15 protein-coding genes and 4 pseudogenes are annotated in these 21,752 nt (G+C 53.0%); 6 read left to right on the top strand and 13 right to left on the bottom strand.

The genetic code is table 11. The annotated features are described in order from the left end of the window. Positions 1–399 precede the first annotated feature (399 nt). Entirely contained in the window at positions 400–1,839 is a 1,440-nt protein-coding gene (locus HC248_RS09335; protein WP_168922265.1) for a tyrosine-type recombinase/integrase, read from the top strand. A 90-nt stretch (positions 1,840–1,929) separates the two neighbouring features. Here HC248_RS09335 and HC248_RS09340 read toward each other — a convergent pair whose 3' ends face one another. After that, a complete protein-coding gene (locus tag HC248_RS09340) occupies positions 1,930–2,910 on the bottom strand; it encodes an IS30 family transposase (RefSeq protein WP_168922266.1) in 981 nt (326 codons plus the stop codon). 564 nt (positions 2,911–3,474) lie between these two features. On the opposite strand from HC248_RS09340, the pseudogene HC248_RS09345 reads away from it, so the two are divergent. The 3 genes and pseudogenes from HC248_RS09345 (at position 3,475) to HC248_RS09355 (ending at position 5,874) form a co-directional block, all read left to right on the top strand. Continuing rightward, positions 3,475–4,636 (top strand): annotated as a pseudogene (locus tag HC248_RS09345) (IS3 family transposase). A gap of 39 nt (positions 4,637–4,675) precedes the next feature. Continuing rightward, positions 4,676–5,395, top strand: coding sequence for an EAL domain-containing protein (locus tag HC248_RS09350; protein ID WP_238342591.1), 720 nt, complete (start codon positions 4,676–4,678; stop codon positions 5,393–5,395). Positions 5,396–5,643: 248 nt separating this feature from the next. Further along, positions 5,644–5,874, top strand: coding sequence for a transposase (locus HC248_RS09355; RefSeq protein WP_168922267.1), 231 nt, complete (start codon positions 5,644–5,646; stop codon positions 5,872–5,874). 386 nt (positions 5,875–6,260) lie between these two features. Here the strand turns inward: HC248_RS09355 and HC248_RS17815 are convergent. Then, positions 6,261–6,437: pseudogene (locus HC248_RS17815) on the bottom strand (helix-turn-helix domain-containing protein); the annotation flags it as partial. 124 nt (positions 6,438–6,561) lie between these two features. Between HC248_RS17815 and HC248_RS17960 the strand changes: the two are divergent. Further along, positions 6,562–6,705 (top strand): annotated as a pseudogene (locus HC248_RS17960) (IS30 family transposase); the annotation flags it as partial. 17 nt (positions 6,706–6,722) lie between these two features. On the opposite strand, the pseudogene HC248_RS09365 reads toward HC248_RS17960, so the two are convergent. Both HC248_RS09365 and HC248_RS09370 read right to left on the bottom strand, forming a co-directional pair. Then, positions 6,723–7,766, bottom strand: a pseudogene (locus HC248_RS09365) (PQQ-dependent sugar dehydrogenase); the annotation flags it as partial. A gap of 71 nt (positions 7,767–7,837) precedes the next feature. Then, positions 7,838–8,530 (bottom strand): IS6 family transposase, encoded by a 693-nt coding sequence (locus HC248_RS09370; protein ID WP_168922269.1) that lies wholly within the window; start codon positions 8,528–8,530, stop codon positions 7,838–7,840. A 349-nt stretch (positions 8,531–8,879) separates the two neighbouring features. Between HC248_RS09370 and HC248_RS09375 the strand changes: the two genes are divergently transcribed. After that, positions 8,880–10,388, top strand: a complete 1,509-nt coding sequence (locus HC248_RS09375; protein WP_168922270.1) for a sigma-54-dependent transcriptional regulator — start codon at positions 8,880–8,882, stop codon at positions 10,386–10,388. A gap of 142 nt (positions 10,389–10,530) precedes the next feature. Here the strand turns inward: HC248_RS09375 and HC248_RS09380 are convergent, their stop codons facing one another. The 9 genes from HC248_RS09380 to HC248_RS09420 all read right to left on the bottom strand — a co-directional run bounded on the left by HC248_RS09380 (position 10,531) and on the right by HC248_RS09420 (position 21,730). After that, the gene (locus HC248_RS09380; RefSeq protein ID WP_168922271.1) at positions 10,531–11,223 is read right to left on the bottom strand and encodes an IS6 family transposase; all 693 of its coding nucleotides are present in this window, start codon (positions 11,221–11,223) and stop codon (positions 10,531–10,533) included. A 160-nt stretch (positions 11,224–11,383) separates the two neighbouring features. Then, positions 11,384–11,800 (bottom strand): response regulator, encoded by a 417-nt coding sequence (locus HC248_RS09385; RefSeq protein ID WP_168922272.1) that lies wholly within the window; start codon positions 11,798–11,800, stop codon positions 11,384–11,386. An 11-nt stretch (positions 11,801–11,811) separates the two neighbouring features. Next, positions 11,812–13,293, bottom strand: a complete 1,482-nt coding sequence (locus HC248_RS09390) for a PAS domain-containing sensor histidine kinase (protein WP_168922273.1) — start codon at positions 13,291–13,293, stop codon at positions 11,812–11,814. A 118-nt stretch (positions 13,294–13,411) separates the two neighbouring features. Next, on the bottom strand, positions 13,412–15,280 hold the full coding sequence (locus HC248_RS09395) for an Hsp70 family protein (RefSeq protein ID WP_238342592.1): 1,869 nt from the start codon (positions 15,278–15,280) through the stop codon (positions 13,412–13,414). Further along, on the bottom strand, positions 15,277–15,828 hold the full coding sequence (locus HC248_RS09400; RefSeq protein WP_168922274.1) for a DUF2760 domain-containing protein: 552 nt from the start codon (positions 15,826–15,828) through the stop codon (positions 15,277–15,279). The genes HC248_RS09395 and HC248_RS09400 overlap by 4 nt, the downstream gene beginning before the upstream one ends. 22 nt (positions 15,829–15,850) lie before the next feature. After that, entirely contained in the window at positions 15,851–17,686 is a 1,836-nt protein-coding gene (dnaK, locus tag HC248_RS09405) for a molecular chaperone DnaK (RefSeq protein ID WP_168922275.1), read from the bottom strand. Between the two features lie 9 nt (positions 17,687–17,695). Further along, complete coding sequence (locus HC248_RS09410; RefSeq protein ID WP_168922276.1) at positions 17,696–18,766, bottom strand: GvpL/GvpF family gas vesicle protein; 1,071 nt, start codon at positions 18,764–18,766, stop codon at positions 17,696–17,698. A 7-nt stretch (positions 18,767–18,773) separates the two neighbouring features. After that, entirely contained in the window at positions 18,774–19,580 is an 807-nt protein-coding gene (locus tag HC248_RS09415; protein ID WP_168922277.1) for a GvpL/GvpF family gas vesicle protein, read from the bottom strand. After that, positions 19,577–21,730: a CDC48 family AAA ATPase gene (locus HC248_RS09420; protein ID WP_168922278.1), complete on the bottom strand. Its 2,154-nt coding sequence runs from the start codon at positions 21,728–21,730 to the stop codon at positions 19,577–19,579. The genes HC248_RS09415 and HC248_RS09420 overlap by 4 nt, the downstream gene beginning before the upstream one ends. Positions 21,731–21,752: the final 22 nt, after the last annotated feature.

A 21,752-nucleotide genomic window follows, 5' to 3' on the forward strand; every position in this document is an offset into this window, starting at 1 on the left:
TCCAATGCCTGCGGCTGCGGCTGCGGCTGCGCTGGCAGTGAACCTTTTGGTATTCAAAGTTAGCCTGTTTTCCCTGCACTAGGGTTGCAAAGTATTCAGCGTAATAGACCCAGCAATAAAAAAGGACTTAGCCTCGTTTGAAACTAAGTCCTTAATCTGATTGGTCGGTGTGAGAGGACTCGAACCTCCTACCCCTTGCACCCCATGCAAGTTTTAGTAAATTCAAAGAGACACACTAAAAGCCAAATTTACATCTAAGCCATTGACTTTAAATGACTTTACTATAAAAAAGGCAGTCGATCGAATCCAGTGGCGTCCAGTAAGATACACTAAAAGCCTGCGTTTCGGTTGGGACAATAGTTGGGACAACGGCGATGGCGCAGGCTTACAAGGCTTGCTATGGCACTGACGATACTGGAGCTCAAGGCGCTTACCGCTGCAGACCACGGGCAACGACTAACCGACGGTGGATCACTCAAAGGCAAGGTCTATGCGGCACGGGACGGTGCCGTCTCGGTGCAATTCCGATTCGCATACAAATTTGGCGGCAAGTTCCGCGAGGTGCTGGTGGGCACATGGCCAAAAGCTGACATCACCGCCATCCGCAGAGACCGTGACGCATTGCGTGTGAAGCTTCAAAACGGCATTGACCCGGTAGCTCAAAGCCAACTGGCACGCGAACAAGTTCAATCCGACCGTGAAGCCGACCACCTGCGCCTGTTGGCAGAGCGTGAGGCAGAATTCCTCAAAATCGAAGCCGACCGACAAGAGGCTGTGCACCAGCAACAATTGCGGCTGCAAGCATTGGCCGAAAAAACGGCGCGTATGTCGGTACGCAGCTTGTTTGAACAATGGCAACGGCTGGAGCTGGTAAAACGCGCCGACAAGGGCAGTGAGGCACAACGCTCTTTTGAGCGCGATGTTTTCCCGCTCATCGGCGGTGTGGCTGCGGCGGATGTGACCAAGGCGCATATTCACGAGATTGTGGACACCATCAAATCACGCGCCACGGCAGTGCACAACATGGTGCGCACCGCCAAAAAGACACTGGCTGATATGCGCCAAATGTTTGGCTTCGCGCTGGATCGGGACTATGTGGATGCCGACCCCACCGCGCGCGTGAAAAAGGCTCGCATCGGTGCTGACGTGGAACGCGACCGCGTTTTAAGCGTAGCCGAACTGATCCTGCTGTTTCAGAAGCTACCCAAGGCGCGCTTGGCCATCACATGCCAAATGGCGCTGCTAATCCAATTAGCCACAGCCGCCCGCATCGGCGAAGTGTTGGCTGCGCGCTGGGAGCATGTGGACTTTGAGCGGCGGAGCCTGACCCTGCCAGAAACCAAGAATGGCAAGCGGCATGAAATCTGGCTAAGTGACTTTGCGCTGCGCCAGCTTAAGACATTACATGAAAACACTGGGCTGACAGCTTGGCTGTTCCCAGCCTCTCAAGCTAAAAATGATCAACCTGACTTTGCCGACCATGTTTGCGTCAAAACCGTCACCAAACAAGTGGGCGACAGGCAACGCCCCGGTGGTGTACCTATGACCGGACGATCAAAGGACGTGGAAGCACTGGTGTTGCCCGACGGCAAGTGGACTCCGCATGATTTGCGCCGCACCGCGGCCACCACCATGGCAGAGCTTGGCGCCCTCCCCGACGTGGTGGAAAAGTGCCTAAACCACACCGAAGTGAACAAAGTCAAGCGCATCTACCAGCGTGCGCAATATCAAAACCCGATGCGTGAAGCTTGGCGACTGCTGGGCATACATTTAAACCGATTAGAAAATATAGCCGCTGATCAAACAACTAAACTCAATCTTAAACAACAGACTAAATAATGCCCTCACTCAAACTCGAGCAACCTAAAATTAAAGAACATAGAGAGACAAAATAATATTTAAGCCATCGTTAAATATTAAGGGGCGGATTCAAGCTTGAAGTGCAACCGTATGCTGATAGGACTCTAACTGTTCCATAAAAACCTGATGCGGCGTTCGATACCCTAAACATTTTCTAGGACGATGATTGAGCCTGTGCATCGCTAAAGCAATGTCATCGTCGGTTATGCAATTAAAGCGCATCCCCTTTGGGAAAAACTGGCGAATCAAACCGTTCATATTCTCGTTCGCCCCACGCTCCCACGAGGCGTATGGATGGGCGAAAAAGAAATCTGCACTCAGCGCAGAAGCTATTCGTTCATGCTGAGAAAATTCCTTGCCGTTATCAGTCGTGAGAGTGTGCACGCAATGAGCGAACGGTTTGAGTAAAGTGATTAACGCGTCCCCTACGGCTTGCGCTGTTTTGAATGGCACGTGGAAAATTATTGAATAGCGAGAGACACGCTCATTAATCGTCACTAGTGCTTGCTTCTGCCCGGCACCAATCACCAGATCAGCCTCCCAGTCGCCAAAGCGCGCACGCTCAAGCACGATGTCGGGTCGCAGTTCTATTGAGACCTGGTGAGAGATGGTGCCGCGCCGTTCACGGCCACTGCTGCGTTTTTTTCGCGTCTTCTGGCAACGCAGTGTTTTATGCAAGGTGCCGCCCGCGCGTTTGTCAGCGTAGATGTACTGGTAAATGCTCTCATAGCTAACACCGGGTTGGTGGCTAGCTTCGAGGTGGCCGCTGATTTGCTCGGGGCTCCAAGCCTCAGCCAACTTTTCCTCCACTACAGCCCATGTCGAGTCAGCAACTCTAGGACTATTGGCGCAGGCAAGTCTACGTTCTTGGGCTTTGTCATTTGCCTGCTTAGGGCGATAGCCTCGTAGACCGCGGTTACGACGCAACTCACGGCTGATGCTCGATTTATCACGGTCCATCATTTTTGCAATTTCACTTTGATTGAAGTTTGCTTTGACGAGGATTGCAATCTGGTAACGTTCGTCACGGGTGAGGTGTGTGTAAATCATTCTGGGCAACTTTGACTTGGTAGTCGGGAAGCTTGGATGCTCTCACATCTCACCCACCCGTACGGTTAATTTCAAAGTTGCACTTCAGACTTGAATCCGCGAGGATGCTAATTACATAGAGATGACTTTTATCCACCAGTCGGGAATTGCCCCCCCGACTGTTCGTTGTGTTGACCTCGAACGTCGGCAGCTACCTCATGGCAGACCCTGCATTTGGGCAGATGTTTTTGAACAAGTACAAGACGACTATCCAACGACAAACTAAGGCGCTATCGCCAACCAGATGGCCGACTAGTTGTACAAGCTTCTCAGCAGGCTGGTGGTTGGCCTCAAGCAGAACAGCTTTACTTTAGCAAAACTGGTGATTGACATAGACGCCATACGGACAGCATTTTAGTATTCACTAACCCAATAAATTAAGCAATAAGGCATCAGCAAGGCATCGATGCAGGTAGAGATTTTGAATTATTAACAAGCAATAGCTAAAGCGCAGCAATCGGTAGTGCGGTGGTCTAATAAAAATGGACTACCCGATAGGTTGTTAAAACTGAAATAGGCTAAACCGTGAGCAACCCGAAATCCATAAGAGCATTTGATACAGACTTTAAACTGCAAGCTGTGCAAATAGTTAAAAAAATAAGGTCTGTGTATAAGCCAAGTCTGCAAAGACGTGAAGCTTGGCGAAAGTGCTGTTAGGCGCTGGTTAGGTCAGTATGAAGCAAAGCAGATAGGCCGCAGCGGCATAGGCAAGCGCTTGACTGCAGAGCACCAGCGCATTCGTCAGCTTAAGAGCAAGAAGCGCCAAATGCGAGGCGACGTTGACATATTGAAAAAAGCGTCGGCCTTCTTTGCCCGGGCACTCAGGTGAGCTACCAGCTCGTCGAAGACCTGCAAAAGAAGGCTTGTCCTAAAGTGGCGGTTGTCAAAGCCTGCCGTATCCTTGAAGTCAGACGTTCCGGTAATTAGCACACCAGGCAGCTGCACGGTAGCACCTTGCTGCGCCAGTAGTGTGTGCGGCCAGCGTCACCTCAAAGCCGCCTTTGCCGCCAGCCACAAGGCTTACGGCAGCCGCAGGCTATGTATAGCGATGGCCAAGCGAAGCATAAACGTTGGCCGCCACAGGGTACGCACCTTGATGCGGCTCAATGGCTTGCGCCCTGTTTGGCAGCGCAAGTTTGTTCACATCACTGATAGCAAGCATGGCCTGGCTGTGTATGTCAATGTGCTTAACTGGCAGTTCGCGCAAGCTTTACCTAACTCGGTCTGGGTTTGCAACGTCACCTACATCCGCACGAAAAGCGGTTGGTTGTATCTGGCAGCGGAGCTTGACTTGCATTCGCGCAAGATTGTCGAATGAGGGATGAGTCCAGCCATGCCAGCTGGACTGGTGTGTGCGGCGTTGCAGATACCTATTCTTCAAAGAAACTCGGCTGCCGGGCTGATCGTACATTCCGACAAGGGTACACAGTACGCAAGTACTGAACACTAAGCGTTGCTGAAAAAATATGGGTTTGTGGGCAGCATGAGCCGCAAAGGCAACTGTTGGGATAATGCAGTGATGGAGCAGTTCTTCTTCAATCTGAAGATGGAGCGGGTCTGGCAACAGGACTATGCCAATCACGCTGAGGCCACAAACGATATTGCTAACTACGTTGTTAGCTTTTACAAAGCCACAAGATTGCATTCAAAACTGGACAACACGTCACCCAACGCTTTCGACGTATGAATCGACATTTGAAAAATCTAGCGAACTGTCCGAAATTACTTGACTACTGCAGCTCCTATCAACGCACCCATCACTTTACGCTCCACCAAATTCATCATTGAACAAGATGGCAACCCTTGTGCTGACTGCGGCAGTGATCAAAAGTTGGCTTTCAAGTTCAGCTACGCATTTCAGCCAATAGTCGACATCCAAAAACGTGAGATCTTTGCCCACGAGGCTTTGGTTCGTGGAATCAACGGCGAATCAGCATTGAGCGTCCTTGAGAATATTACTGAGGCAAACCGCTACCGCTTCGACCAAGCTTGCCGAGTGAAGGCCATCAAGTTGGCGGCGGCGTTAAAAATGTCGACGATGTTGTCCATCAATTTCATGCCCAATGCGATTTATCGACCTGAGGTGTGTATTCGCACCACCATTAAATCGGCGCGGTCATTTGGATTCCCTTTAGAGCGCGTCATGTTCGAGACCGTTGAAGGTGAGTGCATCAGCGACGGGAAATGGTTGGCGGAGGTGTTTCGTCAGTACCAGCGCTTTGGCTTTTTAACAGCCATTGATGACTTTGGTTCTGGTTTTGCTGGACTCAACTTGTTGGCAGATTTTCAGCCTGATATGATGAAATTTAATATGGGTTTTATTCGCGACATTGATAAGCGCAAGACCAGTCAAGTCATCGTGCGGGGCGTAACGCGTATTTGCGAGGAATTGGGAATCCGAATCATCGCTGAGGGAATCGAGACCCTTGATGAAATTCAGTTTTAAAAGACTTGGGTATTAGTCTGATGCAGGGTTATTTGTTCAGCAAACCCCTTTTTGAGGCTGTCGGACGAGTGGAACTCTTGCAATATCCTGCCTAGAGAAAGTGAGATGTTGGGGCGATACCCCAGTTCTCCAATGAGCCCGAAATCTTAGTCAGCAAGATTTCACTAGATTGCATTTGTAAATCTCTCAGCCGATTTCCTGTAATGGTCTAATAAAAATATACAGCTCGATAGTTTGTTAAAACCGAAATGCCAAAACCCTTAAGTAATCCTAAAACTAGAAGAGCCTTTGACACAGACTTCAAACTGCAAGTCGTACAAATGGTTAAAACGCAAGGCGTGAGCATCAGCCAAGTGTACAAAGACATGGAACTTGGGCCCACCGCTGTCAAATACTTGTTGGGTCAGTTTGAGGCAGAGCAGTCTGGCCACAGCGGCATAGGCAAGCCGCTGACCGCAAATCACCAGCGGATCAGGTAGCTAAAGCAAGTGAGCGAACTGTCAGCGCTGATTGAATTCTGACCTACCGATGGTCAATTTTCGGTCAGTGATAACACATAGGCCCCAAAACGCGAACGCTCTAGCGCGATGGCGGGTAGCAGCTCAATAGAGACCTGGTTGGGTATATTGCTGCGCCGTTTAGGGCCACTGCTGAGTTTCTCTCTCGTCTTTTGGCAACGCAGTGTTTTATGCAACCTGCATCCCGAGTGTTTGTCAGCGTAGATGTGCTGATAGATGCTTTTGTGACTAACAACGGGTTGGTGGTTAGCATTGAGGTGGCCGCTGATTTTTTCGGGCCATTTACTTTAAGCCAACTTCTTCTCCACCACAGCCAATTTCGACTCAACAATTCTGGGACTATTGGCTCAATCAGGACTCCGTTCTTGTGCGAATTGGTTTGCCTGCTTAGTGCGATAGCCTCGTAGACCGCGATTACGACGCAGCTCACTGCTGATGCTCGATTTATCACGTTCCATTATTTTTGCAATTTCACTTCGATTGAAGTTTGCTTTGTTAAGGATTGTAATCTGGTAACGTTCGTAAAGGGTGAGGTGTCAGTAGATCAATCTGGGTAACTTTGACTTGGTGGTCGAGAAGCTTGGATGCCCTCATATCTCACTCACCTGTCTGGTCAACTTCAAAGTTGCACTTCAGACTTGAATTCGCGATTGCATAACCGACGATGACATTGCTTTAGCGATGCACAGGCTCAATCATCGTCCTAGAAAATGTTTAGGGTATCGAACGCCGCATCAGGTTTTTATGGAACAGTTAGAGTCCTATCAGCATACGGTTGCACTTCAAGCTTGAATCCGCCTATTCGAAAACGCCATGCCGAGCGGAGCAACATGCGAGCCTAGCGCGAAGTCAGGGGATACAGCTTTTGCAACCAAATCAGGTCGTGCTGGTTTTACTCGCTCGTCTACGTTTTGACCATAGTAGCTATATGGCCAGCCGTAGAACGCGCCATCAACGACGCTGGTGAGATAGTCGGGCACAAGGTCACTACCAATTTCGTCGCGTTCATTCACTACTGTCCAAAGTGTGCCGTCAGGCGCCCAGCCCATGCCATTCGGATTGCGAAGGCCGCTGGCAAATACGCGATGTTGTCCGGTTTTAACATCTACCTCCCAGATGGCTGCGCGGCCTTCTTCAGCTGTCATGCCTCGCTCACCTACATTGCTGTTTGACCCCACCGTGACGTAAAGCTTGCTGCCGTCGGCGTTTGGAATTAGATTTTTGGTCCAATGATGGTTAATTGGCCCGGCCGGCAGATCTACTAACTTGGTCGGGACAGCGCTGATGCTGGTTTCACCCGATCGATAGGGGAATTTAATTACAGCATCAGTATTGGCTACATATAAGTCATTGCCGACTAAAGCCATGCCAAACGGGGATGACAAGTTTTCTAAAAACACAATTTTGACTTCAGCCTGCCCATCTCCGTTTACGTCGCGGAGCAGTGTTATTCGGTTGGCTGATGGCACACCAGCACCCGCGCGGCCCATGACTAGACCCATCACCCAACCTCTAATACCCTTTCCATCCTCTGGTTTCGGCGGCGCGTTACTTTCGGCAACCAACACATCTCCATTAGGCAAGGTGTAGAGCCAACGCGGGTATTCCAATCCGGTAGAAAAGGCAGTAACGGTTAAACCCGCCATAGCGATAGGTTTCGTGCCCGCTGGCCAGCCTTTAGCTGGAGCAATATTGACAGTTGGAATCAAGCTACTTTTCGGCGAAGGCAAGATTGGGGTTGGTCCCATACCGGCAGTGTCAGGCAATTTTGCGGTGTCGCCACAGGCCGCAAGAGCGCTCACGGCAACCAGTGCTATAGCCGAACGCGCCGTAAAACTGCAACGGATGTTGATGAATGTATTAAGTTGGTTCTGTCGCGTTGCTGGCTGATGAACGTGTTTCGGGCAGGACGAATGCCAGTTCCTCAAACAAGGCGGATTTTTCCTGCCAATGCATAAAACTGGTCGGCAAAAGACAGCTCGCTGCAGCCTTGCAGCATGAGCTGACCTTTTCGAATCATGTGCATGAGTTCGATGCCGGCGAGGACATTTCTGGCGGCCCGAAATGACTTGAAATTCAGCATCGGCCTGGTGACGCGTTTGATGGCCCGATGGTCCTGTTCCACAATGTTGTTGAGATACTTCACCTGTCGCACGATGATCAATGTCTCACCTCTGCCATTGATTTCATCCATGGCCGCCTTGTTGGCGCCACTTTTGTCCATCGTGACCCTCTCGGGAACACTACTGGCCTTCATGGCTTTGTCAAAGAACCGCAGGGCTGCAGCCTTGTCGCGCCTGGCCGTCAGCAAGAAGTCGACCGTTTTGCCTTCCTTGTCCACTGCACGGTACAGGTATTTCCAGACGCCGTTGACCTTGATATAGGTTTCATCCATCCGCCAGCTGCCGCCCACCGGGCGCTTGTGCTTGCGTAACACTTTTTCAAGCAAAGGCAGAAACCGTATTGCCCAGCGGTTGATCGAAGAATGGTCTACAAATACGCCGCGTTCCTGCATCATTTCCTCCAGTTGGCGATAGCTCAACGGATACGCTGCATACCAGCGAATGCAAACTAAAATGATGTCGATCGGAAAGCGCACTCCTTTAGCAGCCAGCATCGCGTTTCAAGCCTTTTCAGTTAAAGCGCTCAGCATAGATCAGCGAACTGCTTGACCGCTAATGCGACAGAACCGAGATTGAAGTCCAAGGCGGCTTGTTTCACAGGCGTTATTGTCTCGAACGGGGTTTACATCAAGCACACAGTTGGGGGACTTATGGAGAGTTTACCTAGGAAAAACGATAAAATTTTACGCAGGCAAATACATAAAAAAGTGAGTATCGATCAACTCTCCATATTAAAATAAATGACATTGAAAACATAATAAATTTTATTAATTTAATGAACAATGCAAGCCGTTAGCCACATCATGCAAGAAGTCACTACGGTAATAAATAAAAGAGATATTTATGTCTGACGCAAACACAATACTTATAGTGGACGACGACGATGAAGCACGCTGGGCCCTGTCCAACTTCGTTCGGAAATTAGGCTTTATACCGCTAATGGCTGAGTCCGGACGAGTTGCTCTAATAAGCATATCAACAAAGAAAATAGATGCAGTATTACTTGATGTTTGTATGCCTGATTTGGGTGGTCACGAGGTTCTAAAACAAATCCGAGAGAGGCATGACATACCTGTGATCATGATCACAGGTCAGGGACATACGCAGGATGCGGCGATGTCGCTTAGAAGCGGCGCCAACGATTACATTACCAAACCGTACGACCACCACACACTTGAACGCAGTTTGAGGCGCGTACTGGCAAAGCCGATTCCACGCTTCGAGCCAGAGAGGCGATTGTTGCCACGGACTTTGACACGACCTGAAAAAGCTGAGACATTGGCGTGTCTAATTGAATCTATGGGGCTAGGAGCGAAAGCCCAGAAAGTTATTCATGCTGTAAAACACGTTGCACCGACAGATTTAACGGTTCTATTACATGGAGAAACAGGAACTGGTAAGGAACTAGTATCGAGGGCGATACATGACCTTAGCGCCCGCAGAAGTGGGCCGTTCATTGCACTTGACTGTGGTGCCATCCCAGAGTCCCTGATTGAACGTGAGCTGTTCGGTCATGAGAAGGGGGCTTTTACCGGTGCCAGTCAGTCCGCACCTGGTATGTTCGAACTAGCCCAAGGTGGAACTCTTCTACTTGATGAAATCAGTAGTCTTCCGCTGCTGATGCAGACCCGGCTCATTCGAGTAGTCGAGGCCCGAGAATATCGGCCACTAGGTGGTTCACAAACGCGACGATTAAGTGCCCGCATCATAGCGGCCAGTAACGTAAATCTAGAGCAGATGATTCAAAAAAAAGAGTTTCGTTCGGATCTCTATTACCGTTTAAAAGAATATCCCATAATTATTCCCCCCTTACGTGAACGCAAAGAAGATATTCCTGATTTAGTTCAACATTTTTTGGATATTGAGCGCAGAGAACATCGGACAGCTGTCACAGGCATATCGGAAGAAGGTCTTAAATTACTTCAGCATCAAAACTGGCCGGGTAATGTGCGCGAATTACGTAATACGATCCGCCACGCGTTGGTATTGAATATGGATCAGAACGGCCTACTTACCGCAGATGCTCTTAATGAACATTTTGGATTGTCGATTGCGGCTGAGGATTATAGAAAAACATTTATTAACGATTTTGGCGAAACACCAATCGAGCAACTTACACAGAGCTCATGGGATTCATTATTTCCACCCGACTTGAATAACTCAGCACGGGATCAGGGAAAACAAATATCGTTCAAGGATAGACTTAACTCAGCACATAATTATGTAGAACGAAAAATTTTATATCACGTACTTGGGGTAGCAAATAATAATAAAGCATTGGCTGCACGGTTACTTCAAATGGATTATAAAACGTTAAATGGCAAACTTAAATTTCATAAAATTAATGATTAATATCGCCATAAGCAACTAGTCAAATTTTCTTTCAAAAGAAAAATAAATAAAATAGCTTTACAAATTATTTATTTATATCTAACGCGGTTCTGTCGCGTTGCTGGCTGATGAACGTGTTTCGGGCAGGACGAATGCCAGTTCCTCAAACAAGGCGAATTTTTCCTGCCAATGCATAAAACTGGTCGGCAAAAGACAGCTCGCTGCAGCCTTGCAGCATGAGCTGACCTTTTCGAATCATGTGCATGAGTTCGATGCCGGCGAGGACATTTCTGGCAGCCCGAAATGACTTGAAATTCAGCATCGGCCTGGTGACGCGTTTGATGGCCCGATGGTCCTGCTCCACAATGTTGTTGAGATACTTCACCTGTCGCGCGATGATCAATGTCTCACCTCTGCCATTGATTTCATCCATGGCCGCCTTGTTGGCGCCACTTTTGTCCATCGTGACCCTCTCGGGAACACTACTGGCCTTCATGGCTTTGTCAAAGAACCGCAGGGCTGCAGCCTTGTCGCGCCTGGCCGTCAGCAAGAAGTCGACCGTTTTACCTTCCTTGTCCATTGCACGGTACAGGTATTTCCAGACGCCGTTGACCTTGATATAGGTTTCATCCATCCGCCAGCTGCCGCCCACCGGGCGCTTGTGCTTGCGTAACACTTTTTCAAGCAAAGGCAGAAACCGTATTGCCCAGCGGTTGATCGAAGAATGGTCGACAAATACGCCGCGTTCCTGCATCATTTCCTCCAGTTGGCGATAGCTCAACGGATACGCTGCATACCAGCGAATGCAAACTAAAATGATGTCGATCGGAAAGCGCATTCCTTTAGCAGCCAGCATCGCGTTTCAAGCCTTTTCAGTTAAAGCGCTCAGCATAGATCAGCGAACTGCTTGACCGCTAATGCGACAGAACCTATCACAAGCGCGGCCCAAAACATCTTCAATACTCGTGCGCAGCACTCAGTTCAGTAGACGCGATATTTGGGTAGTCTAACGGCGACTAGAGCTTCAAAAGTGCAACTTTGACAAGACGAATAAGTGTCTCGTGAACAATCGGTTTCGTAGCAAAAGCGGTAAAAAGTCCTGATCTCAGAACCTCTCTGACGACTACATCATCGTCATAGAAATAGCCGGAGACAAGAATCAACGGCGCTTGGCAGGGGGTTTCAATCCGAATTCGTCGTGCCAGATCAATCCCGTCAATGTCGGGGAGTTTGGCATCCACCAAGACGATGCAATACTTCGCGGTCTTAAGACTCTTTAGCGCCTCAATACCGGACGCTGCACTCGCGACCGCGTAACCATTGCTTTCCAAGAGATGCTGCAGGGACCAGCGAACACCAGGCTCGTCATCGATGATCAATACACTATTGCGCTGCGCTGAGGTCTGTGGCAATGGAGTCGGGTCTTTATTCACTATTGAACACCCTACCTTGCCGGCAGACTAACCGTGAAGGTGCTACCTTGGCCTATTTTACTATCCACGTCGATGCGGCCCTGGTGCTGGCTAATGATAGTGTGACAAATCGACAGTCCCAGCCCGGTACCACCGCCTGCGCCTTTTGTGGTGAAGAAAGGGTCAAATATCTTAGCAGTATTGCTCTCGGCAATACCAGACCCTGTGTCGCGCACAAATACAGTTACCCGCCCACCTTCACTGCGGATGGCAATTTTGAGGTCACCGCCTTTGGACATCGCGGCATAAGCGTTAACAATCAGATTCATGAGCACCTGCTGGAGTTGGCTGGTGTTGCCGTTTATGAGAATGCTGCCTGCAGGATAGTCCTCCGACACGCTGACCTTTTGCAGCGCCCCTTGATTGCTAAGGAGACGGACGGTCTCGCGTACGACAGGCACGAGGTCGATGACCTTCATGTTGCCTCCCTCCGATGGCCTGGAAAAGCGCAGAAGATTTTCAATAATACCGGACGCCCGATTTATACCGTCGAGAATTTTTTGTATGCATTCTTCTTGGAATGCGGGGTCCATGGCACCGTCTTTCAGAAATTGTGCGGCCGAATAGCTGACCGACAGCGGATTGCGCAATTCATGTGCGATCCCTCCGGCCATGACCCCCAACGCGGCCAGTTTTACGTTCTGAGCAAGTTGCGCTTCGAACGTATGTCGCTCAGTAAGATCACGGCCGACTGCCACCAAGGCGCTGACTTTCCCGGCTTCGTCGCGCATTGAAGAGAATGCCCATGCCACCGGGATCAGTGCCCCCGAACGAGCGACGAGACGCAACTCCCTAGAACTTACCATTTGCCCTCGTGCCATCTGCTGAATCATTGACCGCATATCTTCACGATCAGCGGGATCGCACAAATCGACCATAGCACGACCCTGCACCTCTCTGGATGAAAAGCCGGTGGCTCGCTCGGCAGCCGGGTTCCAGGTGACGATGCAGCCTGCGATATCGGCTGACACCAAGAGATCATTGGCGTACTCGACCACGTTCGCCAAACGCGCTTGAACCAGATGAGCCTGCTCCACCAAGCGCACCTTTTCTGTAATATCGTCCATCAGGATCATGGCGCACTCAACCCGACCATCGGCCTTGACAGGAACCACCGTGTAGTAGTACATGCGGGTTGGAATACCCGGAGCGCGATAGGTAATTTGCTCGCCACGCAACAACTCGCCTTGCTCAAACACGCGCCGAACTTTCTCCTCTACTCTAGTGAATTCCAGAATCGGCGTCGGGAAGACATCGTTCAGGGATGCGCCTATCGTCGAACGCTCGTCGCGGCGGGCTTTTTCGAGGAAATTGCGGTTCGCCGACATGACCCGCAGCGATCGGTCCACCAGCAGCACTGAGGACGGGATGCTCTCCAGCAGCATGTCGTAGAGATGCTCTTGCCATTTGTCCGATGACAATAAAATATTCGACCATTCGCGTCTAGTAGCCATGGCTCATACCTCCGCCTTGCGTAGCCTGCCTGTCGATAGGGTCATCGTGGCCATCACTGCTGATTAACTTTCTACCCGCAGATCGGGGCAAAGCGAAAAAGGTTTTCATTTTCTTATACTAGCTGTTGCCGCGCATGATGTTGAATTCCACCTTCCAGCGTTCGTCGCTTTTGGTAGCCACTGCAGTCAGTTCTAGCGTGCCGGTTTCAGTGACTATGGAGCGCAGCGTGACCTCTATCACTTCACCAGGTTGGCGACCGTTGGCCGACAGTAACGCTTGAATTTCGCCCAATTCCTGTAGTTCGTCTGGCTGCCAAAAGTCGAGCAAGGTGCCAAGTCGATCCTGACGCCGCACCGAAGAGCCGAAGAAGCGCAAATACACAGCTTGACCGACGACCACGCCGAACTGCTGCATCTGTAAATCCGCCTCGGTCTCTTCTTCCATGCCAAACGGCGCCACGCACAGCGCCTGCATTGCCGGTTCGGCCCCAGGGACGGCCGGCATCGATGATTCAATCGCGACGTAATAAGCGCGTGCCGTGCCGCCATGTATGCGCACGCCTAGTCCGCGCCGCACATAGCCGTAATAAGCAGCGCCGCGCGCCACCGCCAGATCGAGGTCGGCGCCGGCCAGCATGCGGGCCGCGTCGGACTCTTCGGCAGCGAGCCAGTCATTCAGCGTGGCCAGCGTACGCGCTGCCAGGATGTCGGCCTTGAAGACGCCACCATTGAATAAAACGGCGCTCGGATGGAGGAAGCTGGCGGCTTGATTGACCTTGTCGGCAAATCCTTCGAGTTCAGCGGTGGCGCCGACTTGTCGTCCGAGCAGTGCGGCCAGATGGCGCGTGACGCCTGCATCTTGCGCATACGGCAAGCCCAGTTGCGTCAGGCCGCCCCGGGTGCGGCTGCTGGGACGCGCCGAGGCCTCGACCTGGGGGAAGAATCCTTCCAGAATGGTGCTACGCACTTCGTCTTGGGTCAACTCGGTGCGGATCGAGCCGGCGATCAATTTCGAGCCGCGACTGGGCACCACGATCGGCTGCGTTTTCAGGTCCAAATCGCTCAACAGCACTTCCTTGGCCGCGCGGCAGGCATAGGTGAGCGCGCGCATTTGCCACGGGTCGAGCGTGGTGCCGGCCTGGGCTACTTTGCTGGCCACCAGATGCGCCAGTGCCAGGTCCATGTTGTCGCCGCCCAGCAAGATATGGTCGCCGACCGCCACCCGGTGCAGTTCCAGGTTGCCATCGCGCTCGAGCACCGCAATCAGGGAAAAATCGCTAGTACCGCCGCCGACATCGATCACCAAAATGATGTCACCCGGCTTGACATCCTTGCGCCAGCGGCCAGCGCTGGTCTGGATCCAGCTGTAGAGCGCGGCCTGCGGCTCTTCCAGCAAGGTCAAAGCGGCATAGCCGGCCGCGCGGACCGCTTCGGCTGTCAATTCGCGCGCCGCCGGATCGAACGAGGCCGGAATGGTGACGGTAATAGCCTGCTGCTCAAACGGTGCTTCCGGGTGGGCTGCGTCCCACGCGGCGCGCAGGTGCGCCAAATAACGGGTCGACGCTTCCAGCGGCGAGACCTTGGCCACTTCGGCCGGCGCTTCGTTTGGCAAAATCGGTGCGTGTCGATCGACACCGGCATGGCATAGCCAGCTTTTGGCACTCGAGACCAGACGAATGGGCGTCAGCGCCCCACGCGTTCGCGCGAATTCGCCGACCGCGTAATCTTGCTGATCGGACCAAGGCAGGCTCAGCTCGCCTGCAGCCAGTTCGTCTTGGTGCGGCAGGTAAAGAAAGGATGGCAGTAAGGGCGTTGCGCCGACGGTTCCCGGATCGGTCAGCTGCGGGATATCGAGCACGCCGTAGCTGGTGGTCTCGCCGTCGCTGGCAGCGATGTCAACATAGGCTAGAGCGCAATGGGTGGTGCCAAGGTCGATCCCGATCGAAAAAAGCGGGGTCTTGCTTGGGCTATTGCCTGTTATGCTCACAGCTCCACCTCGGCTTGGGCCAGCACTGTGGTGTCGTGACTTTCAGCCAGTTGGGGCAGCCGCACCTCGGTGGCGCGCCAGCCGCGATGACTCAGGCTGCCTTTGAACGGCGCCTGGCCGATCACATGGCCGGTCAAGCGGATCGCGCGTGCATCGAAACCGTCATTCAGGGTAATCCTACTGCCTTCGGCTTCCGCGCGCACCGGCGTGATCGTGAAATGCTCGCGCAGCACCTTGCAACAGCCTTCATGCACCACGCGCGCGGCCGCACCGATGTCGGCGTCGGCATAGCTGCTCAGGGTCTCTTGGGTGAAATCGATCAGGCGCGCGTCGCGCTGCAACAGCGCCAATAGCTGGAGTGCTGCGTCCGGGCTGGCTTGCTTGAGCGGAGCATTATTCTGGCGCAAGGCATCGACGCGGGCGGCGAATCCGGGATTAGACAGAATGCGGAAGAGGGCGCAGAAGGCGAGTGGAATGCGGCGCAAAAAAGAAACGTGCTGGTGCTTGTTTTGCTGCGGGTGATTCGAATCTGGCGGCGAGTTGCTCATCAATTTCTCCTTAAACGCAGATTCACCTGGTACACCCCAGAAATTCGTCGGGCTGTTCTGTTTCTTCCGCCTGTCCTTCGTGTCTGAGAACTTGCGCAGCCGCCACCAGAGCTTCGGTGCGCGTGCGAATTTCACGTGCATCGACAGCTTTGATGACTTGGCGCAGATCGGCGATTCGCTGCGTGATCAGCGAAGCTTCGGAGGCCTTAATCTGGCTGTAAAACTTATTCAGCGAGAGTTCGATTTCGGCGGCAAGGACTTCGGCATGGTTGCGCACGTCCGCGAGTTCGCGCAATCGGTGTGCCACATTGGCATACGCTTCGGCGCTTTTGACCATATGGCTGATTTCATCTTCCGTCAGGCCAGACCCGCCTTCGATCTGAATCTGCTGCTCGTTGCCGGTTGCTATGTCTTGCGCCTCCACATGGATGATTCCGTTGGCATCGATGTCGAAGGTAACATCGATCTCAAGCAGGCCGCGTCGTACTGGCGGGAGGTCATCCAGCAGGAATATGCCTAGCGACTTATTAAAGACAGCCATCTCCGACTCGCCCTGGAGGACGTTAATTTCCATCAAGCACTGGTTGTCCTCGGCAGTCGTGAAGGTCTGGGTCTTGCGGGTCGGGATACTGGTATTTCGCTCAATCAGTCTGGTGAAGACGCCGCCTTTGGTCTCGATACCCAGCGAAAGCGAGGTGACATCCAGTAGCAGCACATCTTTGATCTCACCGAGGAGAACGCCCGCCTGAACCGCGGCACCCATGGCGACAACCTCGTCCGGGTTGATGTTCTGGTGCGGTTCTTTGTCGATTAATTCCCTGATTTTGTCTTGCACTGCCGGCATCCGGGTCATCCCGCCGACGAGTACCACTTGATCGATCTCGCACGCTTTAAGGCCCGCATCTGCGAGCGCTTGCAGGATAGGAGCCGTGGTGCGGGCGATCAGCGCGGCGCTTAGCGCGTTCAACTGCACCCGCGTGAGTTCCAGGCTGAGATGCTTAGCGCCGGCTGGCGTGGCAGTGATGAACGGCAGCTTAACCAACGTCGTTGGCATGCTTGAAAGCTCAATTTTGGCCTTTTCGGCAGCCGCGTAAAGGCGCGACAAGGCTATCGGGTCGGCGGCTAAATCAAGTCCTTGCTCTCGATTTAACTCGCCGAGCAGCCAATCGACGATGGCCTTGTCAAAGTTGTCGCCGCCCAGATGGTTGTCGCCGCTGGTCGCCTTCACCTCGAACAGTCCGGCGCCGAGGCTGAGGATAGAGACATCGAATGTGCCACCACCGAGGTCAAAAACCAGAACCGTCTGGTCCTCCGCCTTATCCAGCCCGTAGGCGAGCGAGGCAGCGGTCGGCTCGTTGATGATGCGCAAAACATTGAGCCCAGCGATTCTGCCGGCATCCCTGGTTGCCTTGCGCTGGTCATCGTTAAAGAAAGCCGGGACAGTGATGACAGCTTGAGTCACGCACTCACCGAGGTAAGCCTCGGCATCAGCCTTCAATTTCTGCAGGATCATCGCGCTGATCTCTTGCGGGGTGTAGCACACACCCTCAACGCTGATGTTGACATCGCCGCGATCACCTTTTTCGACCGGGTAGGCAACGATTGCCATCTCCTCGGAAACCTCTTCCCACTGACGGCCCATGAAGCGCTTGATTGAAGCGAGGGTGCCCTGTGGATTCGTGAGTTGCGGCTGCTTGGCGGGCGTGCCTATGAGCCGTTGCCCGGCTTTGGTGAAAGCCACCACGGATGGCGTCGTGCGCTCGCCCTCGGCGTTCGGGATGATGACAGGCTGGCCGTCGACCAGCACAGCCATGCAGCTATTCGTGGTACCCAGATCGATGCCGATAGTCTTGCTCATATGGGGTCTTTAACCTTTCACGCGAGCCAACAGCGCGCCCTTGTCGTCAACGATAAAAGCTTGCTCGACCGCCTCCTGGGCGAAGGAAAACGCATCGTGCTTTTCCGCTTCCCCAAAGCCGGGAAGACTCTGACAATAGGCCTTGATAATCTCGTAAGCTGCGATCACGTCTTTGGTGCGTTTCGCCGCTTGCGGATCATCAGGGTTTTTATCTGGATGATGGGTCACAATTAATTGTCGATAGGCAGTTTTTATACTTTGCCAAGAAGCCTTCTCAGGCAATTGCAATAGTTTTCGTGACTTGTCGACCAGCGCAAAGTTGCCCTGATTCAGCTCGATATTAACGAAACTGTATATTGGCAGAGGCCCTATATAACGAAATGTTAGAGCAGCTTCAAACTCTGTCGCCACAGCATTCACCGCGTCGTCAAACAGTGGCTCCTTGTCTTTGCCAACCAGATAACTTCGGTTCAGAATCATGGCCTCTGCTTTGAGGGGGGCGTCCGAGTAGTCTTTTGAAAGCGCGGAGAGTTTGCCATGAATCGCGGCGACAATTTTTCCTTTTTTGAACTCGGCCGCTTCAAACAGTAGCCGACCTGTCTGTACCGGGTCTGAACCCGTCAATCCGGGATTATCCTTGACGATCTCTTGAAGTATCTTTGGCAATTCCCACGAGGTTTGGATCACCAGTTCCATCGTCCCTTGCAGTCTGTCAAGGTGGGTTCTCAGTTGGATATAAGCCTGCTCCAGAACCCTCATAACCTCTTGATCATTGTTTGCCGTAAAACCAAATTTTAGTGGCAGCATGCCATGGCTACCGGTCTGTTTAAGAAGAAACAAATTCACCTGTTGATACTTGAGTAGCCGTTCATTATGGCAATCTTGTTTTTCGGTCGCTATTTCACCCGGCAAAGCAAGGGCGAACTGGTCAACATCAAGGCTACTCACCACAGCCGCAATATCCCGATAGCTGACCGTTGCTAGCGGCGCAGCGTCAATTCCTCCCCCTGGGTAGCTAGCCAAATCCGGCATGTCTGACTGGTTATCGATGGTCGCGTAAATAAAGCGTTTTACTTGCATAGGCTGATTAACTTTCTACCCGCAGATCGGGGCAAAAGTTATAGGCTGGCCACGGGCCTTTCATCTCCAGTGTCAAGCCACCTTCGCTCCCGGCTGCGTGCAACGCAAAGAGCGCCTCACGAAAGTCGGGCAGGTCCAGATCGTCCAGCAGGAAAGCGCCGTTGAAAACCATGCGTTCCGGGCGCCCGGACTCCTCGCTGGAAAAAAGCCGCAAGTCAGCGTTTTCCACGGCATGGGTGTGAAGCGCATCGCCCATATGACGGACTTGATCGGCCAGCCACACTCGTAGTGCCGCATCGAGCATCACATCGACCTGCTTCTGCTGCATATACCGCGCACCCGGCGCTAAAGACATGGTCGCAATCCGGGCCTGGATAGCTGGATCCTCCGCACTAATCGTAGATCGTGCGCGCTCCTCGTCCAGATAAGCCGTGACGCCCCATTCCGCTTTGCCGTGCAGCTTTTCAAGAAATGCGGCAATACGCTCGCTATGCTGGGTCAGCAGTCGCGTCAAGCTCTCCGTTGACTCGAAGAGCGTGCCGAATCTGACCGGCAGAACCGCTGCCGAGCCCATGATTTTTTGCACAAGCTCGGCATGGCGGTAGGCCCGTTGCCCCAGCCATTCCGTGGACTGAAGGTTCTGCTCATTAAATTCACCGGCATCGACTGCTCCGATCACGGCGACGATGCCGCCCATCTCCAGTGTCAACAAGGGAGAGCTGGCATCAATGCCAGCCTCTTTTTCCCCCGCTAATTGTTTGACGACGGCAACGCACGTCGGGCCGGCCAGACAGTAGAGATAGATTGAATTCATCGATGGATACTTTTTAGTGCAGCTTCAAAATGCCGCGCTTGGAGTAGCACGGCGGCTTCCATTTTTTGACCACTATGCACCCGTTCCCGGACCGCATTGAGTGCTGCGTTTTGGCAGATGGCGGCCAGATCGGCCCCCGAAAGCCCATCGGTACGGCTAATGAGGGTCTCGATGGAAAAACCTTTTGCCAGGCGTTTCTTTTTCGTGTGCACTTTCAAGATGGCCAGACGCTCGGCAGCGTTCGGCGCTGGGATGACTACCTTGATATCAAACCGCCCGGGACGCAACAGAGCCGGATCAATCATGTCTGGGCGATTCGTGGCCGCCAGAATCAGCACACCGGTCAACTTCTCGACCCCGTCCAGCTCGGTCAGAAACTGACCCACCACCCGCTCACTGACATGCTCCGAAGAGCCGCCACTTCTTTGTGGCACCAAGGCGTCAATCTCGTCAAAGAACACCAGGCAAGGTGCTGCCTGCTTAGCCTTGCGGAACACCTCGCGCACCGCCGATTCCGACTCGCCAACGTATTTCGACAGCAAGGCCGGCCCCTTGATGCTAATAAAATTCATCTCGGACATACTGGCCGCTGCCTGGGCCAGTAGCGTCTTGCCACAACCCGGCGGCCCGACCAGCAGAATCCCTTTCGGCGGCTTGACATCGGCGGCTTCCAACAGCTCTCGATATTTCTGCGGCCACTCGATGGCTTCCTGCAGCAGCGTCTTGACCTCCTCCAAGCCGCCAACGTCGTCCCAGGTCGTCGTTGGCACCTCGACGAACACCTCGCGCAGCGCCGAGGGCTCGACTTCGCGCAGGGCAGACAGGAAATCATCCTTTGATATTTCCAGTTGCATCAACGTCTCGTAGGGGAGAGTGGACTGTGCCAGGTCAACCTCGGGCAAAACCCGTCGCAGGCAGGTCATGGCGGCCTCGCGGCACAAAGCCTCAAGATCAGCGCCTACAAACCCGTGTGTGATGCGGGCCACTTCGCCCATATCAACGTCCGCAGCCAAGGGCATGCCGCGGCTGTGAATCTCTAGAATCTGCAAGCGTCCATACCGGTCCGGAACCGGCAGCACAATCTCCCGGTCAAAACGGCCAGGACGACGCAGTGCCGGATCAAGCAAGTTTGGCAAATTTGTGGCGGCAATTACAATTACTTTACCCCGGCTCTTCAAGCCATCCATCAGCGTCAGCAGTTGCGCTACAACCCTGCGCTCAACCTGCTTTTCTCCGCCCAACTCTTCACGCTTTGGTGCGATAGCTTCGATCTCGTCGATAAAAATGATACTGGGGGCGTGCTTCTCGGCCTCCTCAAACACCGAGCGCAGCTTGGCTTCTGACTCGCCATAGAACTTACCAATGATTTCAGGTCCGCTAATAGAGATAAAGTAAGCATCGGTCTCGTTGGCCACCGCACGTGCGACCAAGGTCTTGCCGGTTCCGGGTGAACCGTGCAGCAGCACGCCCTTGGGTGCTTGAATGCCGAGCTTCTCGAAAATCTGCGGATGCCGCAATGGCAACTCGATCATCTCCCGGATCTTTTGCACCACTGGACCTAGTCCGCCGATGTCTTCATAGGACACTCTAGACCGCCCGGCTTTTTCGGCTTCCTTGCCTGCGGGTGCCTTGTTCACTGTCAACAAGGTGGTCGGTGCAATCAGCACAGGCCCCTTCGGTGTGGTCTCGCGGACAATGAATTCCGTGTGCCGACTGCCGAACAAAGTGGCCCGGATTCGATCGCCTTGAATCACCGGAAGGCCATCCAGAAGGCTGCCGATATACTTCATATCGCGCTCGCCTGGCACCACATCGGTGGGCGAGAGAGTCAGCTTCTGCGCCAGTTGCGTGGCCACTTTGCGCAGCGTCACGATTTCATCGAGCGCCACGCCCGCATTGCCCCGCGAAAGGCCATCGAGTTGCACCTTGGCCCCGTTCCTGGACTCCTTGTACGCCGGCATCACCCTGCAGGCGGTGACGCGTTTCCCGGACACTTCCACGATGTCGCCAATCTTGGCCCCCAGCGCCTCGATATCGGCCGGATCCATCCGGGCTAGCGCCCGACCAGCGTCCTTGCCGAGGGCTTCACAGACTTTAAGCCGCAGAGCGCCTTCGTCCGGCTTCTTTATCTCACTGGTTTTTTTTTGCATCGAATTTTCCGGTTTTGGCTAC

It is taken from the genome of Polaromonas vacuolata (assembly GCF_012584515.1).
GTDB classification, from domain to species: Bacteria; Pseudomonadota; Gammaproteobacteria; order Burkholderiales; family Burkholderiaceae_C; genus Polaromonas; species Polaromonas vacuolata.